At 68.3% G+C, this 15,610-nt stretch carries 13 protein-coding genes; 5 read left to right on the forward strand and 8 right to left on the reverse strand.

All coding sequences use genetic code 11. The features are described from left to right. The first annotated feature begins 14 nt into the window (after positions 1–14). The 3 genes from MMB17_RS14815 to MMB17_RS14825 all read left to right on the forward strand — a co-directional run bounded on the left by MMB17_RS14815 (position 15) and on the right by MMB17_RS14825 (position 2,649). Positions 15–374 carry a MerR family DNA-binding protein gene (locus tag MMB17_RS14815; RefSeq protein ID WP_241102203.1) on the forward strand — a complete coding sequence of 120 codons (360 nt, stop codon included), beginning with the start codon at positions 15–17 and terminating at the stop codon, positions 372–374. 93 nt (positions 375–467) lie between these two features. Next, positions 468–1,640 carry a M20 aminoacylase family protein gene (locus tag MMB17_RS14820; protein ID WP_241099273.1) on the forward strand — a complete coding sequence of 391 codons (1,173 nt, stop codon included), beginning with the start codon at positions 468–470 and terminating at the stop codon, positions 1,638–1,640. Between the two features lie 715 nt (positions 1,641–2,355). Then, entirely contained in the window at positions 2,356–2,649 is a 294-nt protein-coding gene (locus MMB17_RS14825) for a hypothetical protein (RefSeq protein ID WP_241099275.1), read from the forward strand. 156 nt (positions 2,650–2,805) lie between these two features. On the opposite strand, the gene MMB17_RS14830 is transcribed toward MMB17_RS14825, so the two are convergent. Beyond that, positions 2,806–3,444, reverse strand: coding sequence for a class I SAM-dependent methyltransferase (locus MMB17_RS14830; RefSeq protein WP_241099277.1), 639 nt, complete (start codon positions 3,442–3,444; stop codon positions 2,806–2,808). Positions 3,445–3,582: 138 nt separating this feature from the next. Beyond that, positions 3,583–5,064 carry an oligosaccharide flippase family protein gene (locus MMB17_RS14835; protein WP_241099278.1) on the reverse strand — a complete coding sequence of 494 codons (1,482 nt, stop codon included), beginning with the start codon at positions 5,062–5,064 and terminating at the stop codon, positions 3,583–3,585. A gap of 560 nt (positions 5,065–5,624) precedes the next feature. Between MMB17_RS14835 and MMB17_RS14840 the strand changes: the two genes are divergently transcribed. Further along, a complete protein-coding gene (locus MMB17_RS14840) occupies positions 5,625–6,713 on the forward strand; it encodes a glycosyltransferase family 4 protein (protein ID WP_241099279.1) in 1,089 nt (362 codons plus the stop codon). Next, positions 6,710–7,564, forward strand: coding sequence for a glycoside hydrolase family 16 protein (locus MMB17_RS14845; protein ID WP_241099280.1), 855 nt, complete (start codon positions 6,710–6,712; stop codon positions 7,562–7,564). Before MMB17_RS14840 ends, MMB17_RS14845 begins: the two co-directional genes overlap by 4 nt. Before the next feature lie 78 nt (positions 7,565–7,642). On the opposite strand, the gene MMB17_RS14850 is transcribed toward MMB17_RS14845, so the two are convergent. The 6 genes from MMB17_RS14850 to MMB17_RS14875 all read right to left on the reverse strand — a co-directional run bounded on the left by MMB17_RS14850 (position 7,643) and on the right by MMB17_RS14875 (position 15,610). Continuing rightward, complete coding sequence (locus MMB17_RS14850; RefSeq protein WP_241099281.1) at positions 7,643–8,890, reverse strand: glycosyltransferase family 4 protein; 1,248 nt, start codon at positions 8,888–8,890, stop codon at positions 7,643–7,645. 35 nt (positions 8,891–8,925) lie between these two features. Then, on the reverse strand, positions 8,926–10,137 hold the full coding sequence (locus MMB17_RS14855; RefSeq protein ID WP_241099282.1) for a polysaccharide pyruvyl transferase family protein: 1,212 nt from the start codon (positions 10,135–10,137) through the stop codon (positions 8,926–8,928). A 40-nt stretch (positions 10,138–10,177) separates the two neighbouring features. Beyond that, on the reverse strand, positions 10,178–11,836 hold the full coding sequence (locus tag MMB17_RS14860) for a nucleotide-binding protein (protein ID WP_241099284.1): 1,659 nt from the start codon (positions 11,834–11,836) through the stop codon (positions 10,178–10,180). Positions 11,837–11,901: 65 nt separating this feature from the next. Further along, positions 11,902–12,807 carry a glycosyltransferase family 2 protein gene (locus MMB17_RS14865; protein ID WP_238312399.1) on the reverse strand — a complete coding sequence of 302 codons (906 nt, stop codon included), beginning with the start codon at positions 12,805–12,807 and terminating at the stop codon, positions 11,902–11,904. Between the two features lie 40 nt (positions 12,808–12,847). Continuing rightward, entirely contained in the window at positions 12,848–13,978 is a 1,131-nt protein-coding gene (locus MMB17_RS14870) for a glycosyltransferase family 4 protein (protein ID WP_241099286.1), read from the reverse strand. Positions 13,979–14,164: 186 nt separating this feature from the next. After that, on the reverse strand, positions 14,165–15,610 hold the full coding sequence (locus MMB17_RS14875) for a hypothetical protein (protein ID WP_241099287.1): 1,446 nt from the start codon (positions 15,608–15,610) through the stop codon (positions 14,165–14,167).

Consider the following 15,610-nt stretch of genomic DNA (forward strand, 5'->3'; position numbering starts at 1 on the left):
GCGTCTCGGCCAAGATGATCCGCTACTACGAGGAGACCGGGCTCATCGCCCCGGCCGAGCGGACCGCGGCCGGTTACCGGCTCTACGCGCCGGCGGATCTCCATGCCCTGCGTTTCGTGCGCCGGGCGCGCGACCTCGGCTTCTCCATGACGGAGATCACCGAGCTGCTCGCCCTCTGGCACGATCGCTCCCGCGCGAGCGCTGGGGTGAAGGCCGTGGCCCTCGCCCATGTCGGCGACCTGCGCCGGCGCATCGCCGAGCTCGAGGGCATGGCCCGCACCCTGGAGGATCTCGCCCGGCGCTGTTGCGGCGACGACCGGCCCGATTGCCCGATCCTCGACGACCTCGCGGGCGGGCCGGACGGATCCGCATAGGAGATCGGCCAAGCTCGGCCGTTGACCCGCCCTTTGGCCTTCTGTTTGCTGGTATCCCTCCAACGAGACAGCCCGAGCCGCGAAGAGTTCCCCATGCCCGTGATCGACCGCATCCGCGGTTTCGCCGACGAGATCGCCGCCTGGCGGCACGATCTCCACGCGCATCCGGAGCTGCAATACGACGTGCATCGCACGGCGGGCTTCGTGGCCGACAAGCTGCGCGCCTTTGGCTGCGACGAGGTGGCGGAGGGGATCGGCCGCACCGGCGTGGTCGGCGTGATCCGCGGGCGCTCGCACGGCTCCAACCGGGCGATCGGCCTGCGAGCCGACATGGATGCCTTGCCGATCCAGGAGGTGCGCGATCTTCCCTACCGCTCGACCGTGCCGGGGAAGATGCATGCCTGCGGTCATGACGGGCACACCGCCATGCTGCTCGGCGCCGCCAAGTACCTCGCCGAGACCCGCGATTTCGACGGAAGCGCCGTCCTGATCTTCCAGCCCGCCGAGGAGGGCGGGGGAGGGGGCGAGGCCATGGTGAAGGACGGGATGATGGAGCGCTTCGGGGTCGAGGCGGTCTACGGCCTGCACAACATCCCGAACCAGGCGGTCGGCACCTTCGCGATCCGCCCCGGCCCGATCATGGCCTCGACCGACCGTTTCACCATCACCGTGCAGGGCCGGGGCGGGCACGCCGCCCTGCCGCAGGCGGCCATCGACACCGTGCTGGTGGCGAGCCACATCGTCGTCGCCCTGCAATCGATCGTGTCCCGTTCCGTCGATCCGCTGGAATCCGCCGTGGTCTCGGTCTGCGCGGTCGATGCGGGGGAGGCCTTCAACGTGCTGCCGCAGAGCGCGGAGCTGCGCGGCACCATGCGGGCGCTGACGCCCCAGGTCCGTGCGCTCCTGCGAGAACGCCTCGAAGCCATCGCCCGCAACGTCGCAGCCGGCTTCGGAGCGCGCGCGGAGATCGATTTCGCAAGCGGTTATCCCGCCACGGAAAACCACCCCGCCGAGACCCATTTCATCGCGGACGTAGCAACGGCGATCGTGGGCGAGGACAAGGTCGACCGGGCCGTGGCGCCGATGATGGCGGCAGAGGATTTCTCCTACATGCTCGCGCATCGTCCGGGCGCCTACATCTTCATGGGCAACGGCCCCTCGGCGGGCCTCCACCACCCCGAATACGACTTCAACGACGAGGCCGCGCCCTACGGCGCCTCGCTTTGGGCGCGCATCATCGAGACGGGCCTACCGGCCCATCGATGACGGGTTGGCCGCGGGCGCGAGCGCCGGGCTCCGGCCGTCGGGCCTTTTTTGCCGCGTTGCGGCCGACCGAAGACAACGGCGTCGGTCTGTCGTGACACGAGATGGTCTACGGCTTCGGCCTTTGGTAAACGAATCGTAACGGCCTCGTCATGTCCGAGACCGTGCGAGAGGTCCATGGCACAGGATCACGATCCACTCTGGTACGACAGAGTCGAACCCGGCGAAGAGCCGAGTTTCGCGTTGAGGTCCGTAGCTTTTGTTTTCGTCGGCCTAGCAGGCTTGCGCGCTCTCCCGAGCGCCATCCGGAAGAAAACGAGGGATCCACTCTTTCGCTACTTGAAGCGGCCGGAAATCAAGCAAGGATAAGGCAAGCCGCCCCCGGGGAGGGAACCGAGGTAATCGTGGAGCGTATGTCTCACATCATGGATCGCCCGCGAAAGCGGCATCCTCGGCGCCTTCTCTCGGGAGCGATCGGCATCGACGGGACGCGACGTTGCACCCTTTCGGGCGACGATAGCCCCTCACAACACGGTTACCTGACTGTGGGGCTTGTCGCGTGTACCGAGACCGGGCGACTCGATCGCAACGGTTCGAGAAAGATTCGTTCACGCTTGGCCCACATAATGGGCAGCAAGAAAGTCAGTCCCACCGGAACATCGAACCTCGAAAGCCGGATTAACGGTGTCGATACGTTTCCGGAGCACGGAGAGATTTGATGGGTACCATCGGACTTTGGGGACTGTTTGCCGTCTTCGGAGCGATCTGCGGCTGGTACGTTTCGGTTGTCGGTTTCATCCTGACCGGACTTCTGGTGATACTCGCGATCGGTGCCGTCAATTTCCTGCTGAGCGGTCCGCTGACTGCGTTGATGCTGGTCGGTGCGTTTGTCGCGCTTCAGGTCGGCTACTTCGTGTCCGTCATTCTCAACGCCCTCGTCGGTCATTTCACCCGGCTGTCGACCAAAGATCCCCGGCAGGTCGAGGGCGACCTGCATATGAAGCACGATTAGCCGCCGATAGCAGAGCCGCGTCTTCCATTCTCGGCTCGATCAAGCCACCGGACCTTCCGGGGCGCGCAGGCGATTAAGCAGCCCCCGATTGTTTTGATCATGAGGTGGGGGCCTGTGAGAGAGGAGCATGTTGGCATGCTCCTCCGTTTGTACGTCTCAGGCATCGGTCGCTTTGCGGGCGAAGGCCCAGACCATCACCGGAAAATCCGGCTCGTTGGTGAGTGACCCGAAGAAGCCGCGCTTGCGCCACTTGCGGAAATTGCCGACCACGCAAGCGCGGTTGCCCCAGGCCTTCGTGGTGATGTCCTCGGCGGCGAAGCCGCATTCCTGCAGCAGATAGCTCAGCCCGTCCGGCGTCCAGCGGGAGCAGTCGATCGGCACGCGGTGGATGCGGACCAGGAAGGGTGTGGCGATCACGAGATGGCCACCGGGCTTCAGCATCGACCAGACATTGCGGCCGGCGCGGTAGGGCCAAGGCAGGTGCTCGAACACCTGATCGGCGATGATGAGATCGTATTGCCGCGGCAGGGTCTCGGCGCAGATGTCGAACCCGGGATATTCGGTATTCTCGTAGCTTTTGAACGCGAAATCGCGCGTCCACTGGTTTCCGCCCGAGATCTCCAGCACGTCGAGGTTTTCGGGACCCAAGGACCGAATGAACGCGAAGCAGTCCTTGTACATCGCCGAGCGAAGCCAATCGGTCGTGTCGTACCCCGTGCGGCGCACGAGGACGCGCAACTTCTCCCACAGGGCGGGCCTCTGCCAGATCGCATCGAGGATGGCGGCGGTGATCATCGCACAATTATCCCTTGAAGCTGGACGCCCTCGGCCGAAAACATGGCCCCTTCGGCACGGGAGAGCGCGACGAGACGAAGACTCGAAGTTGTGCCCGACAGCCACATCATCGGGGGCGATCCGCCTGATGGGGAGCCGTCATGGGCGCACGAGCCGCCGCATCGCCATCACATCCTGGCGGAGCCGGCGACCTTCGAGCAGGAGAAGCGCCACGAGGTAGCATCCGACGCCGGCCGCCAGACCGATCAGGATGCGCAGGATATCGGCGGGTGCGGCTTGTACGATGAAGTGGCAGGCGAGACCTGCGCAGATGCCGGCGAGCGTCGGGGCGAGGAGGCCGCGCAGCAGCGGTCCGACCGGCGACAGGCCGATCCGGCTCGGGGCGCACAGCATCAGACCGATGAAGAGCACCTGTGCGAGGCCGATGCCCCAGGCCACGCCGGTCGGTCCGATCCAGGGGCCGGCCGCCACCGCCGCCACGCGCGTGACGACGAGCAGCGCGGACAGCCGGAACACGGTCCAGCCCGCGCCCTTCGCGAGGAGGATGGCACCGCTCTGATGCGCGATGGCGTTGAGCACGTAGAACGGGATGAGGATGCTCATCAGCGTTGCCGCCTGAGACCAGGCCGGCCCGAGGATCAGATGGATCAGGCCCGGCACGGTGGCGGCCGTCAGGAAGGCAACGGGCGACAGGAGCAGCGCGAGGATGTGCACGAGCTTGGTGTGAAGCTGCGCGATATGCGCGTCGTCCTCGCGCAGGCTGTGGGCGTAGAGCGCAGCCCAGAGCGGACCGGATGCCGCCTCGCAGAGGAAGCGCGGCACCTGGTTGGCGAAGGTGAAGGTGCCGAGGGCAGCCGCGCCGAAACTGCGCCCGAAGACGAGGTTCTCCATGAGCCGGCCCGAAAAGTCCGCCAGCCGGCTGCAGACGAGGGAGCTGCCGGTGGAGACATGCGACTTCAGCGCTGACGGGCGGAAAACGAAGCTCGGCCGCACGAAGGCGGCGGCGTTGAGCACGATCGCTCGCACGAGGTAGGCGGTGACGTACTGCGCCGCCAGGCTCATGGCCCCCGCGCCTCTCATGGCGAGCGCCACCGCGACCGCAGCCCCGACGAGGTTGCCGCCGACATCCGCTCCGGAAATGACCACGAGGCGGCGCGCGCGGGTCAACCGCGCATAGGGCAGAACCGCCGCGGTCAGCAGGATGAAGCTGATCGAGAGGAGCGCCATCACGCTGGCGACTTCCGGCTCGTGCGAGAGTTGGGCCAGCACCAGGCCCCAGCAGGCAACAAGGGCCGCGAGCCCGACGCCCACCATCAGGATCAGCCAGAACGCCGTGGACCAGACCTCGCGCGACTGAGTCTGCTCCCGGGCCAGGGAGGCGCCGAGGCCGCCATCCGCGAGCGTCATGAAGAAGGCGACGGTGGGCAGGGCAAGTCCGTAGACGCCGAACTCGGCCGGGCCCAGGAGATGCGCCATCAGCGGCAGCATCAAGAGCTGCACGCCGATCTTGATCAGGTTCGCGCCTCCCCCCGCCAGGACGTTCACCGCGAGACGGCGCGTCTCACCCCGCGCGGGCACCTGGGCCACGGCGGCGAGTTCCGCCGTCGTCGTCCCATCCACCCCAGGCTGGGCTCCGGTCCCGAGCGGAAGCTTGGCGCCCGCATCCGATGGCACGTCGCCCTGCGATTCGGGTCCATCACCGCGACCGGAACGCTCGCTGTCTTCCCTCATATCGCGGCAGCCTCCATCGCGGGTCGCTTCTTGTTGGGCATCGCATCACGAATGTCTGCGCGACGGAGCCGACCATCAGAGTGCGTCGAATCGATCAGAAATTTTGCCATGCCCGGACGGGCGCCTCTAGGCGGAACACGGTATTTTTGGCACCGCAACAAAATGGATACACGTGTGGAAATACCGAGCGCCGCTGAAACACACAGGGAGGTGATCCGAACTGGCTTGCATGTCGAGTTCTATCGGCCGGCCATGTCTTGCATCATGCAGTAGTCTTACGGATAGTGCATCGCAAAATTCATGCACGGTCGCATCGACAAGCGGCCTTCTGTCCATCGGGCTCTGCGCGCAGGGCGAGACCGCCGCTACGGACGAGCCTCAAGGAGGCATCTTTGCAGGTAAGCGCGCCCGTGGCTCCCGCTTCGCTTCCGGCTGACCGCGACCGAGGCGTGGCCCGGCCTCTGCGCGTCTTCGTGCATCTGGCGCGGGACAAGGACGCCGAGGCCTGGCGGCAAGCCTGGCAGGCGGGCACACTCGTCGGCGTCAACGACGAGACACCCTACGGTTACGGGCGCGCCGAGCGGATGGGTTGTGCTCTTTCGTTCTCGCATGCGCATCCCGAAAACCCGGCCGAGAAATTTCTGCGGCTCGGCCTGCGGGTCCTCATCGGCTTCGATCTGCTGCACGCGCTCCGCCAGGGCGAATCCCTGCGCGAGGCGGATGTCGTGTGGACGCACACGGAATCACAGTATCTCGCGGTGGCGGCGGCTCTCGCCTTCCGCAAGAGGCGGCCGAAGCTGCTCGGGCAGAGTGTCTGGCTGTTCGACCGCTGGAGCCGGATCTCGCCGCTCCACCGGCTGCTCTACCGTCGGCTGATCCGGCGCGTGGACGTGCTGACGGTGCTTTCCGCGGAAAATCGGGCCGTCGCCGCCGCCCTGTTCCCCGAGAAACCGGTCCGGTTCGTGCCCTTCGGCATCCCGGCCGAACGGGTCACGCCGCCGGTCCTGCGCACGGCGCGACCGCTGCGAATCCTGGCGCCCGGCAGCGACCGGCATCGCGACTGGGCGACCCTCGCGGCCGCGCTCGACGGCCTGCCGGAGGCCACGGCCACGATCCTGTCCGGGACGGCGCCGCGCGCGCTCGCCCGGGGCCGGCCGAACCTGCGCATCACGCGGGCCCGCTCCAATCCGGAGCTCTCGGAGCATCTCTCTACGGCGAGCGTCGTCTGCGTGCCGCTCAAGCCGAACCTCCATGCCAGCGGCATCACGGTGGTCCAGGAGGCCGTGCTCGCCGGCGTGCCCGTCGTCGCGACGGCGACCGGCGGACTCGACGGCTATTTCGGGCCGGATGCGATCCGCTACGTGCCGCCGGGCGATCCCGAAGCCCTTCGCGCAGCCCTGCTCGACATCGCCGAGAATCCGGAAGCCGCCCGCACCCGGGCGCTCCGCGCCCAGGCCCACATGGCGGAGTCCGGGCTGGGAGCGGAGAGTTTCATCCAACGCCACGTCGATATCAGCCGCGAGATGCTATCTTCATGATCACCCTGCCCAAGCCGCAAGCCGTCCTTCTCACGGCCCTTCTGGGCTCGTCGGTCCTTCCCGCCCGCGCCGCGGAACCGACCCTCGACCTGTGCGGCTACAAGCCGGTCTTCACGGAGGATTTCGACAGCCTCAGCGTCGCCTCGCGGGTGCTCGGATCCGCGCGCTGGATCGCGCATACGCCCTGGAACGGGGATTTCGGCGATGCCCGTTTCGCCGACGACGCGCCGGCCGGCCCGTTCTCGATCGAGAACGGCGTTCTGCGCATCACCGCGCGCAGGGACGAGGCGGGGAAGTGGCGTTCGGGCCTGCTTGCGGCTTCGGACGGCACCGGCGCCGGCTTCGGCGTGCGCTACGGCTACTTCGAAGCCCGCATGCGCCTGCCGCCGGGTGCCGGCACCTGGCCCGCGTTCTGGCTCGGCACCAAGCGCCCGAACACCGACAAGACACCCAGCATCGAGATCGACGTGATCGAGTATTACGGCCACGCGGATGCCGCCTACTCGGCGGCCCTGCATGTCTGGTACAAGGGCGCGGACGAGAAGCGCAGCACCCATACGGTGCACAAGGTCCCCGTGCCGTCAGGCTCGCTGCTCGACAGCTTCCACACCTACGGCGTGCGGGTCACGCCCGAGACGATCACCTACTACCTCGACCGCAAGCCGGTCTGGGAGAAGCCGACGCCGGCCGAACTCGACAAGCCGCTCTTTCCGCTCGTCAATCTCGCCTTGGGCTCCGGCTTCCCGATCGACCGGACGCCCAATCCCTCCGTGCTGTACGTGGATTACGTGCATGTCTACGCGCCCGATCCGGACGGGCAGGCCGCACGATGCCCCGCCGCGTCCCGTTGAGGCGGGCGCTTCGCCGCGCCATGATCCTTTCCCGATGAAGCGCGTTCCAGGATCCGGTCGGCACGACCGGCTCCGGCCTCACACCGGAGCCGCGACCCGGCTCGTGGTCAGCGCCGGAAGCGCGCCGGCATAGGCGTCGAGCAGCGCATCGATCCAGCCCTCGGCGCTGTGGCCGAGATCGACCGTCCGGGTGAAGGCGTTGCGGCTCATCCGCTCGGTCAGCGCATCGTCGGACGCGAGTCGTCCCATCGCCGCGGACAGCGCGTCCACCTCGCGCGGATCGCAGGCGAGCCCCGCCTCGCGGGCGACGATGTCGGCCGCGAGCAGCGCCTGATCGGTGAGGATCACCGGAAGACCACTCCACAGCGCCTCCCCGGCGACGAGACCATAGGGCTCCGGATAGCGCGAGGGCATCACCAGGGCACGCGCCCCGCGCACGAGTTGCGCGACGGTCTCGGCCGGCTGGCGGCCCGAGAAGCGCATTTCCGGATAGGCCTGCCGCAGCGTCTCGAGCAGCGGTCCATCACCGATCACGTGGAGCGGCACGCCGGCCTGCCGCGCCGCCGCGAGCGCGAGGTCCGGCCCCTTCTCCTCGTTGAGGCGGCCGACGAAAACGAATTCGCGGTTCCGCTCCGCCGCGATCCGATCGGCACTCCAGGGGCGGATCGGGTTCGGCAAGGTCCGGATCGCCCTGTCGGGCACTCCGCCGCGGACCAGCAGCGGCCGCATGGCCGCGTGGATCGCGAGGATTCCCGGGCCACCCGCGCCATAGCGCAGGGTCCCCGCCTGCACGGTCTGCCGGGCGACGCGCCAGAGCTTGTGAGCATAGCTGCGTCGGTCGCATTGCGTGGTGAGGCACGCGAGCCCGAGCGGCACATGCGGGCAGGTCTCCCCCTGGCGGAAGAGAGCGTAGGCCCCGTTCGGGCAGGTGAGGAAGAAATCGTGCGCGCTCACGAACAGACGCTCGCGCACCGGGGCCAGTGCCCGGAACACCGAAGGCGAGAGGATCTGGCTCCAGGTGTGGAGGTGATAGACCGTGTCGGGATCGTCGTGCTCGCGGATCACCGCGCCGAGCAGATCGAGGGTGCGCGGCTCGTAGAGGCCCCGCAGACCCGCCATGGCGCCCCCGTCGAGCAGCCGGGCGCCTCCGAGCGCATGCACGGGGATGCCCTCATCCGCCAGGGCCGGGTTCTCGCCGGAATCGCCCACCACCAGGCGGACCGGAAGACCTCGCCGACGCAGCAGCGACGCGCTGAGCAGGGCCAGCCCGGTGGCGCCCCCGAAGGCGAGCGACCGGTCGTTGATGACCACGACGCGGCTCGGCATCCGCCTGGACGCCGGTCGGGGGAGAACGGCCGCGCTCACGCCTGCGCCTCGCGGGAGGGGGACGCGCTCAACCCGGCTCCGACCTTCAAGGCCTCGGCGAGGACCGCGACATCGGCGGAAGCCGCCTCGACGATCTGCTGATGCCGGGGGCGATCGATCCCCTCCCGCATCGCACGATCCGCGAGCGCCAGCACATCGTCCGTCGCATCGGAGCCCGCCCGGCAGATGTAATCGCTCCGCCCGATCTGGGTCAGGAAGCTCGCCAGTTTCACATCCCACGAGAAGCCGATCTGCGGCACGGCATAGGAATAGGCGGCGATGTTGGCGTGCAGCCGATGCGCCATCAGCAGGTCGAGGCCGGAGACGAAGGTCGCGAGTTCGGTCGGGTTGGCGAAGCGGGGGGCAAACTGGAGTCCCGCCGCGGAGTCGCCTTCCGCCAGGAGCGGATAGACGCGGCGCAGATAGGCTTCGTCCTCCGGGCTGCCGTTCGTGAAGACGTGGACGTGCCAGCCACGGGCGCGGCACCCGCGCACCAGCTCGACATACCATTGGGTCAGGCTGCGCTCGCTCGGCGATTCCCCGTCCGAATGGTAGCGAAGCGCCGTCGGATGGGTGAGGCCCAGGCCGATCAGGGGCCGCTCAGCCCCCGTGCGCTCCTGCGGGACGTGCCTGGCCACGAGCAGCCCCGGATCGTGCACCACCCGGGCGCGCGGCACCCCATGGGGTCCGAGCCGTCGATTCCAGATCTCGGCCGAGCGCGCATCCCGCACCGACGCGTAGGGCACCTGCGTGCCGGCAAACGCCCGCCGGAACAGCGCGGCGCCGGTCTCGGACCAGTTGTCCGAAACGCCCACGGCGAAAACGGCGCTCGGGATACCGGCCGCCCGCAACTCCCCCCAGGCGGCATCGATCTTGAGCGGAAAGTTGAGATCCGCGTCGCTGAACAGGTTGCCGCCGCCGGTCACGGCCACGTCGATGCTCCCGAGCCGCGCCCGCCACGACGGCCGGATCCGCTGCAGGGACCGGCCGAGCAGAACGCGGGCGAGCCTGTGCCGCACGGGAGTCGGGCTACTCTGGAGAACGCCCAGGGCAACGCCGCGCAGACGACCGCCCGCCTCGTAGCGGTCGCGCCCGGCGAGATCGAAGGACTCGACCGTGAGGCCGGGGACAATGCGGACGAGCTCCGCCTCCAGGCACTCCGAGAGCAGGCCATCCCCCAGGTTGGGGCTGTACTTGACGTTGAACAAGCCGACGCGAAGTCCCTCCGGCCGCGAAGGCCGGACCGGGCTACTGTCGCACCGCGGCAAGGGCTGATGCAAAGACGGATCTCCTCGATTTACGAAGGGCGTCGGGCTCGTTGAGCACGACGCCGAGCACGCGGATATTGGCGGCGTGCAGCGAACGCCTGGCCTCCGTCAGCTGGTCGAGCGTGGTTCGATTCAGGGCGGCGACGAGGACGACGCCCGAGAGCAGGTCGCCGATCGCCTGGACGTCGGACGAGCGGCTGAGAGCCGGCAGGTCGAGGATCAGATCTCGGCGCCCGTCGAAGCGTGTCAGGGCCTCGCGCATGGGGCTGGCGCCGAGGAAGGTGTTGGGATGGGCGGTGCGCCCTTCGGCGGCGGCCGGCACGAAGCTGAGCGTCCCCGCCAGGGGCACCTCCGGCAGATCCGCGCCCGACCGGTGCGCTCTCAGGAATTCGTCGAGCCCCGCCTCGGCCCTGGGCGCGAGACGCCGGCTGAGATCGGGGTTCTGGAGGTCGGCATCGATGAGCACCACCCGGTCGCTCGAAGCCGCCAGCAGGCAGGCCAGGTTGATCGAGAGCGCGCTGCGGCCCTCGTCCGGCAGGCATGAGACGAAACCGACCGAGACCGGCTGGCTATCATTTCCCGCGGTGAACAGAACGGCCCGCAGGAGCCGGAGCGCCTGGGCGAAGTCGGAAGTCGGATGATCCAAGGCCGCGGTATCCGGCAGCCGCGCCGCGCCGTGGCGCAGACGGGGCACGACGGCGAGGCAATCGACGCCGAGGGTCTGCCGGACCTGTCCGGGCGTGCGGACGACCCGGTCGAAGCTGTGCAGGACCGCGATGGCGCCGATCCCGCTGGCGATGCCGAAGAGCCCGGCCAGCAGCAGGATGAGCTTCGTCCGCGGATAGGCGGTGGTGAGCGGCTCCAGGGCCGCGCCTACAATGCGCGCATCCGAATCCGGGAACTGGACATCCGGCTGGATCACACCGCTGGCGACCGCCTCGTCCGCAGCTTTCTTCTCCGCCTGGATCGTGGCGATGCGCCCCTGCAGGAACTCGCTTCCGCGCTGATCGGAGGCGGCGCGGACCAACACCTGATCGCGGATGTAGGAGGCCGCGATCCCGTTGGTGATCCGGGCGGCGTCGCGCGCCGTGAGGCCCCGGAAGGACACCTCCAGCACGTAGGACTGCCCGAGGCGGCGGACCTGTACCCGGTCCGAGAAGTTCTGGAAGGCGATCTCACGGGCGCGGGCCGCGGCCTCCTCGGGCGAGAGCGACGAGCCGCCTCCGAACGGCAGGAGCCTCCCCACCGCCCCGAGGATCCGTCCGATCATGCCCGGGCCCGCATCCGCATAGGCCGGATCCGCGTCGAGCTTCAGGGTGTCGAACACGTAGCGCAGGTTGCGCACGGAGCGGATGACCTGGAGCTGGCTCTCGGCCTGGGCGCTGTCGAGGGTGGGCGCGGTGGCCGCGGCCGCAGCCGCGGCGTCGGCCCCGGGCGGCAGGCGAAGGCGCGGCTCCAGCGCGATCTGGGCCGACGCGAGAAACTCCGGCTGAGCCGTGACCACGTAGCCGACCGCACCGGCGACGCAGACGAGGATCCAGACAAGCAGGCCGACGACGTTGCGTCGCACCGCCGCGATCAGGTCGCCGATCAACGAACCCGCCGGCTCGTCCAACTCGGGAAGACGCGAATTCGCCAAGTCAAACTCCGGCACAGGACTCGTGCTGCCGGAACCGTCCGTGCGGAAGAGAGGCGCCGAGTAGTTCATAGGGAGGCCGCCCGTTCAGGGGTCAGGCGCAGGCGGAGGAGGTCGAGCGCGGCGATCAGGTTGCCGAGAAGTCGGCCGCGACGATCCACATACGGCTCTGGCCGGATGGATTTGGTGAGGTTGGCCGCGATGTTGCGCGCGATCTGCCGAAGCACCTGAGCCGTCGTCATCGTGCTCTTGCGGTGCATGTAGACCGGGTTCATCACCTGCGAATAGCCGAGCTTGCGTCCCGAGACACGGCCGCCCTTCACGCCGAGATGGACGCCGACGGCGGTTCCGAGCTTGATCAGTCGACCGCCGCGCTGCGCCACCGCCGCACCGAAATCGCGATCCTCGAGCCAACCGTAGAGCACCAGCCGCTCGTCGAAGGTCAGTCCGGCGATGGTCGCGCAACGGAAGGCCATGTTGCAGCCGTAGGGGCTGTACCCCTCGACCACCCAGTCGCTCGCGGCCGGATCATGGGCGGCGATGGCGGCCAGCGCCTCCTCCCGGGTCAGGCCGGGGCCGAGGATCCCGTCCGCCACCACGTGGCCGGTCACGCAGGCCAGCACCGGGTCCTTCTGGAAGGCGTCCACGACGGTCTCGATCCAACGCGGATGCGGGTAGAAATCGTCATCGAAGAACACGAGGAAATCGGTGCCCTCCGGGAGGGCCCGCAGGACGCCGTTGCGCTGCCGGGCCAGGCCCGGCTGCTCGTAGATCACGCGCACCCCCGGGCGGGCGGTCGCCGCCCCCACATCCTGCGGCCCCGTGCAGCAGACGATGATCGATTCCGGCGCCAGGGTCTGGAAGCGGAGATTGTCGATCATCGCGGCAAGCTGCTCCGGGCGGCCGCGGGTCGCGATGCCGACGCAGACGCGCGGGGTTGCCCCGCCGGTGCGAGGGGAAGGCGTGAGGGTCATCGTGAAGTCTCCGGCATCGCGCCAACGAAACGGCGCCACGTCACAGGCGCGCGATGAGGTCGAGATAGGCCTGGGCCGAGGCCCGCCAGGAAAAGGTCGCCGCGCGTTCCCGGCCGCGCCCGCGCAGGTCGGCCCGAAGCGTCGACGAGGCCAGAAGGGCCTGGAAATGCCCTTGCCAGGCCGCGGCGTCGTCCGGTCCCGCCAACAGGGCCGCACCGCCGCAGATCTCCGGAAGGCAGGTGCGATCGGAGGACACCACCGGGCAGCCCAGCGCCATCGCTTCGACCACCGGCAATCCGAATCCCTCCGCCCGGGACGGAAAGGCGAGGCAGAGCGCGTTCGCGTAGAGCCACGCCAGATCGTGGTCCGTGACGAAGCCGAGCCGGCGGATGTTGCGCGCCTCGACCATCTCCGTACGTGCGAAGATCGGTGCCGAGCCGCCCGCCACCACGAGGTCGAGTCCCAATCCGTCGAGCACTTCCGCCTGGCGAAGAATGAAGGCCGCGTTCTTGTGGCGCGCGCGGCTGCCCAGCAGCAACACGAACGGCCGGTCCAGCGGCATCCGTTCCGGCAGGAACGAGGCTCCCGCATCCCAGCGCAGCGCGTGCTCGTGACCGTTGTGGATCACCGTGATGTCGCCCGGCTCGATCGCGAGATGCCTGGCCAGTTGCCGGGCGGAGTAATGCGAGACCGTGGTGACGATCGCGCCCCGACGCGCCAGCCCCGGCAGAAGCAGACGATAGAGGGCGCGGAAGACAAAACTGTAACTGTCCGCCTCCACGAACACGTTCTCGTCGTGCATGCACACGATCTGACGCCGGGCCAGCAGCGGGCCCGTGTTGCACAGGTTGAGAATCGGCGCCTCGGCCCGGGCCGGGAGCACCGCCTGCTCCCAGGTATGGCCCGAGGCTCCTCCGGCGACCTGAGACTCGATCGCGCCGAAGGGCGGGAGGCCGGAGGTGACCGGCGGCAAAATCACGCGCGCGTGTTTTTCCTGCTGCACGAGCAGCCCGTCGATCTCGCGGACGATCTCCCGGGCGTAACGCTGCACCCCCGTCACGGGCTGCGTATAGAAACGACCATTGATGGAGAAGGCTGGTGCCGGAAGCTGCGTGGTCGAAGGTCTCACGAGTGTGCTGGCGGCGAACGGAGGCCCGGCGGCCTGGGCCATCGGCCCCTCCCTGAAGAAACGCGGACCGCGTCGTTTCGCCACAAACGAGGATTGCGGTGCGCCCATGACGGCAAGTTTCAATCCTCTTGGAAGAGTCCGCAACAGGGTCGGGCCGATCTAAGTAGATAGACTTGTACAGACTGCACACAAGAATGGCCTTGGATCGGGCCGACGGCGCTTGACCAGTCATCGGCGCGCCTCGGACAGGGGAGCCGACAGCCCGAGCGGCGCGTGCGAGCCGCGCTCCGGCCGGACCCGCCGATCCCTACGGAGGCCTGGCATATGCGTCGCCGCGATCAGGCCCAATGCGGCGGAGGCGGCGATCCCGATATCGGGAATGGTGCCCGAGAGCTGGTACATGACGAGCACGGGCAGAAGACTGAGCTTGGTCACGGTCGCGAAGACAAGGGCTTCAGGCGACGCCTCGCGGGGCGCCGCGACGATCATCTGGGTCACGAAGCCGAACATCAGCAGCGCGCCGACGACACCGGTGCTGCCCAGAATGGACACCGCCCAGTTCGACACACGGATCGAGCCGAGACCCGCGCCAAGCCCCCCGGAATCGAGGAAGGCATGCCAGCCGACCCGGGTCCACAAGCTGCGCTCGACATAGGAGGCGGAGGCCGTCTTCTGAAAGACCATCTTGTCGACCATCTGCACGATGGGATCGAAAAGGTCCGGCTTGATGACGAAGGCCGCGAAAACCCCGAGCGCCGCGAACGCGATCAACGTGAGTTCGAGCGTGACGTAGTCGCGGCGCAGGCTCTGCCGATTGAGCATCCGCACCATGAGGTCCATCCCGTAGACCGCTCCGAACACGGCGAAGCCGACATAGGCGGTGGAGGAGGTGGAGAGCAGGATCATCACGGTCAGCAGACCGATGGCCAGGGCCACCACCAACTGCTGCGTCCCTTTTCCGTAGATGTGCCGCATGAAGGTGAGCGCGGCGACCATGCCGACGCAGGCGGATCCGTAACTGGACGCCTCGGGCATCAATCCGACGACCCGCTTGGCGCCCTCCGCCTCGACATCGGTCAGCATCGCGTAGGTCGCGGTGCGGAAGGGGTCGAGCACGGCCCCGATGCCGAGCGTGTAGGTGACGAGGTCGATCACGCCGGTCGCGATCAGCACGTAGGCGGCCACCAGCACGGCCTGCGCGTAGTGGTGGCGCGTTGCCTGCGTCGCACCGATCACCGCGAAGACGAGGGTCGTCGCGTATGACAGGGCCATGTAGCAGGTCTGCGTGATGTTGCCCGAGCTCGGTTTCAGGACGTCCGTACCGAAGCGGAAAGCCGAGACCGGGACGACTTCCATCATCCCCGAGAAGAGGCGCGGCAGCACCAGGGCGCCGAAGGCGGCGTAGACGAGGAACGCCGAGAACAGGACGAGTCGCTGCGGATCGAGCGCGGCCTCAAGCCCCCGCAGGACGTTGCCGCGCTGGAGCAGAACCTTGCAGACCAACAGGGCGGCGCAGGCCGATTGGGGCAGCAGGTTCGCGCCGCCTCCGTCGCCCGGCAGCATCTGCAACGAGCCGAGCGCGCCGCAGGCCATCAGCAGGTAGAGGAGCCCCGGGCCGCTCGAAAAGGTAGCCGCGAAGAGGAGCAGCCACAGGACGACAGCCGGCCAGCTCAC

The organism is Methylobacterium organophilum (assembly GCF_022533465.1).
GTDB classification, from domain to species: domain Bacteria; phylum Pseudomonadota; class Alphaproteobacteria; order Rhizobiales; family Beijerinckiaceae; genus Methylobacterium; species Methylobacterium organophilum.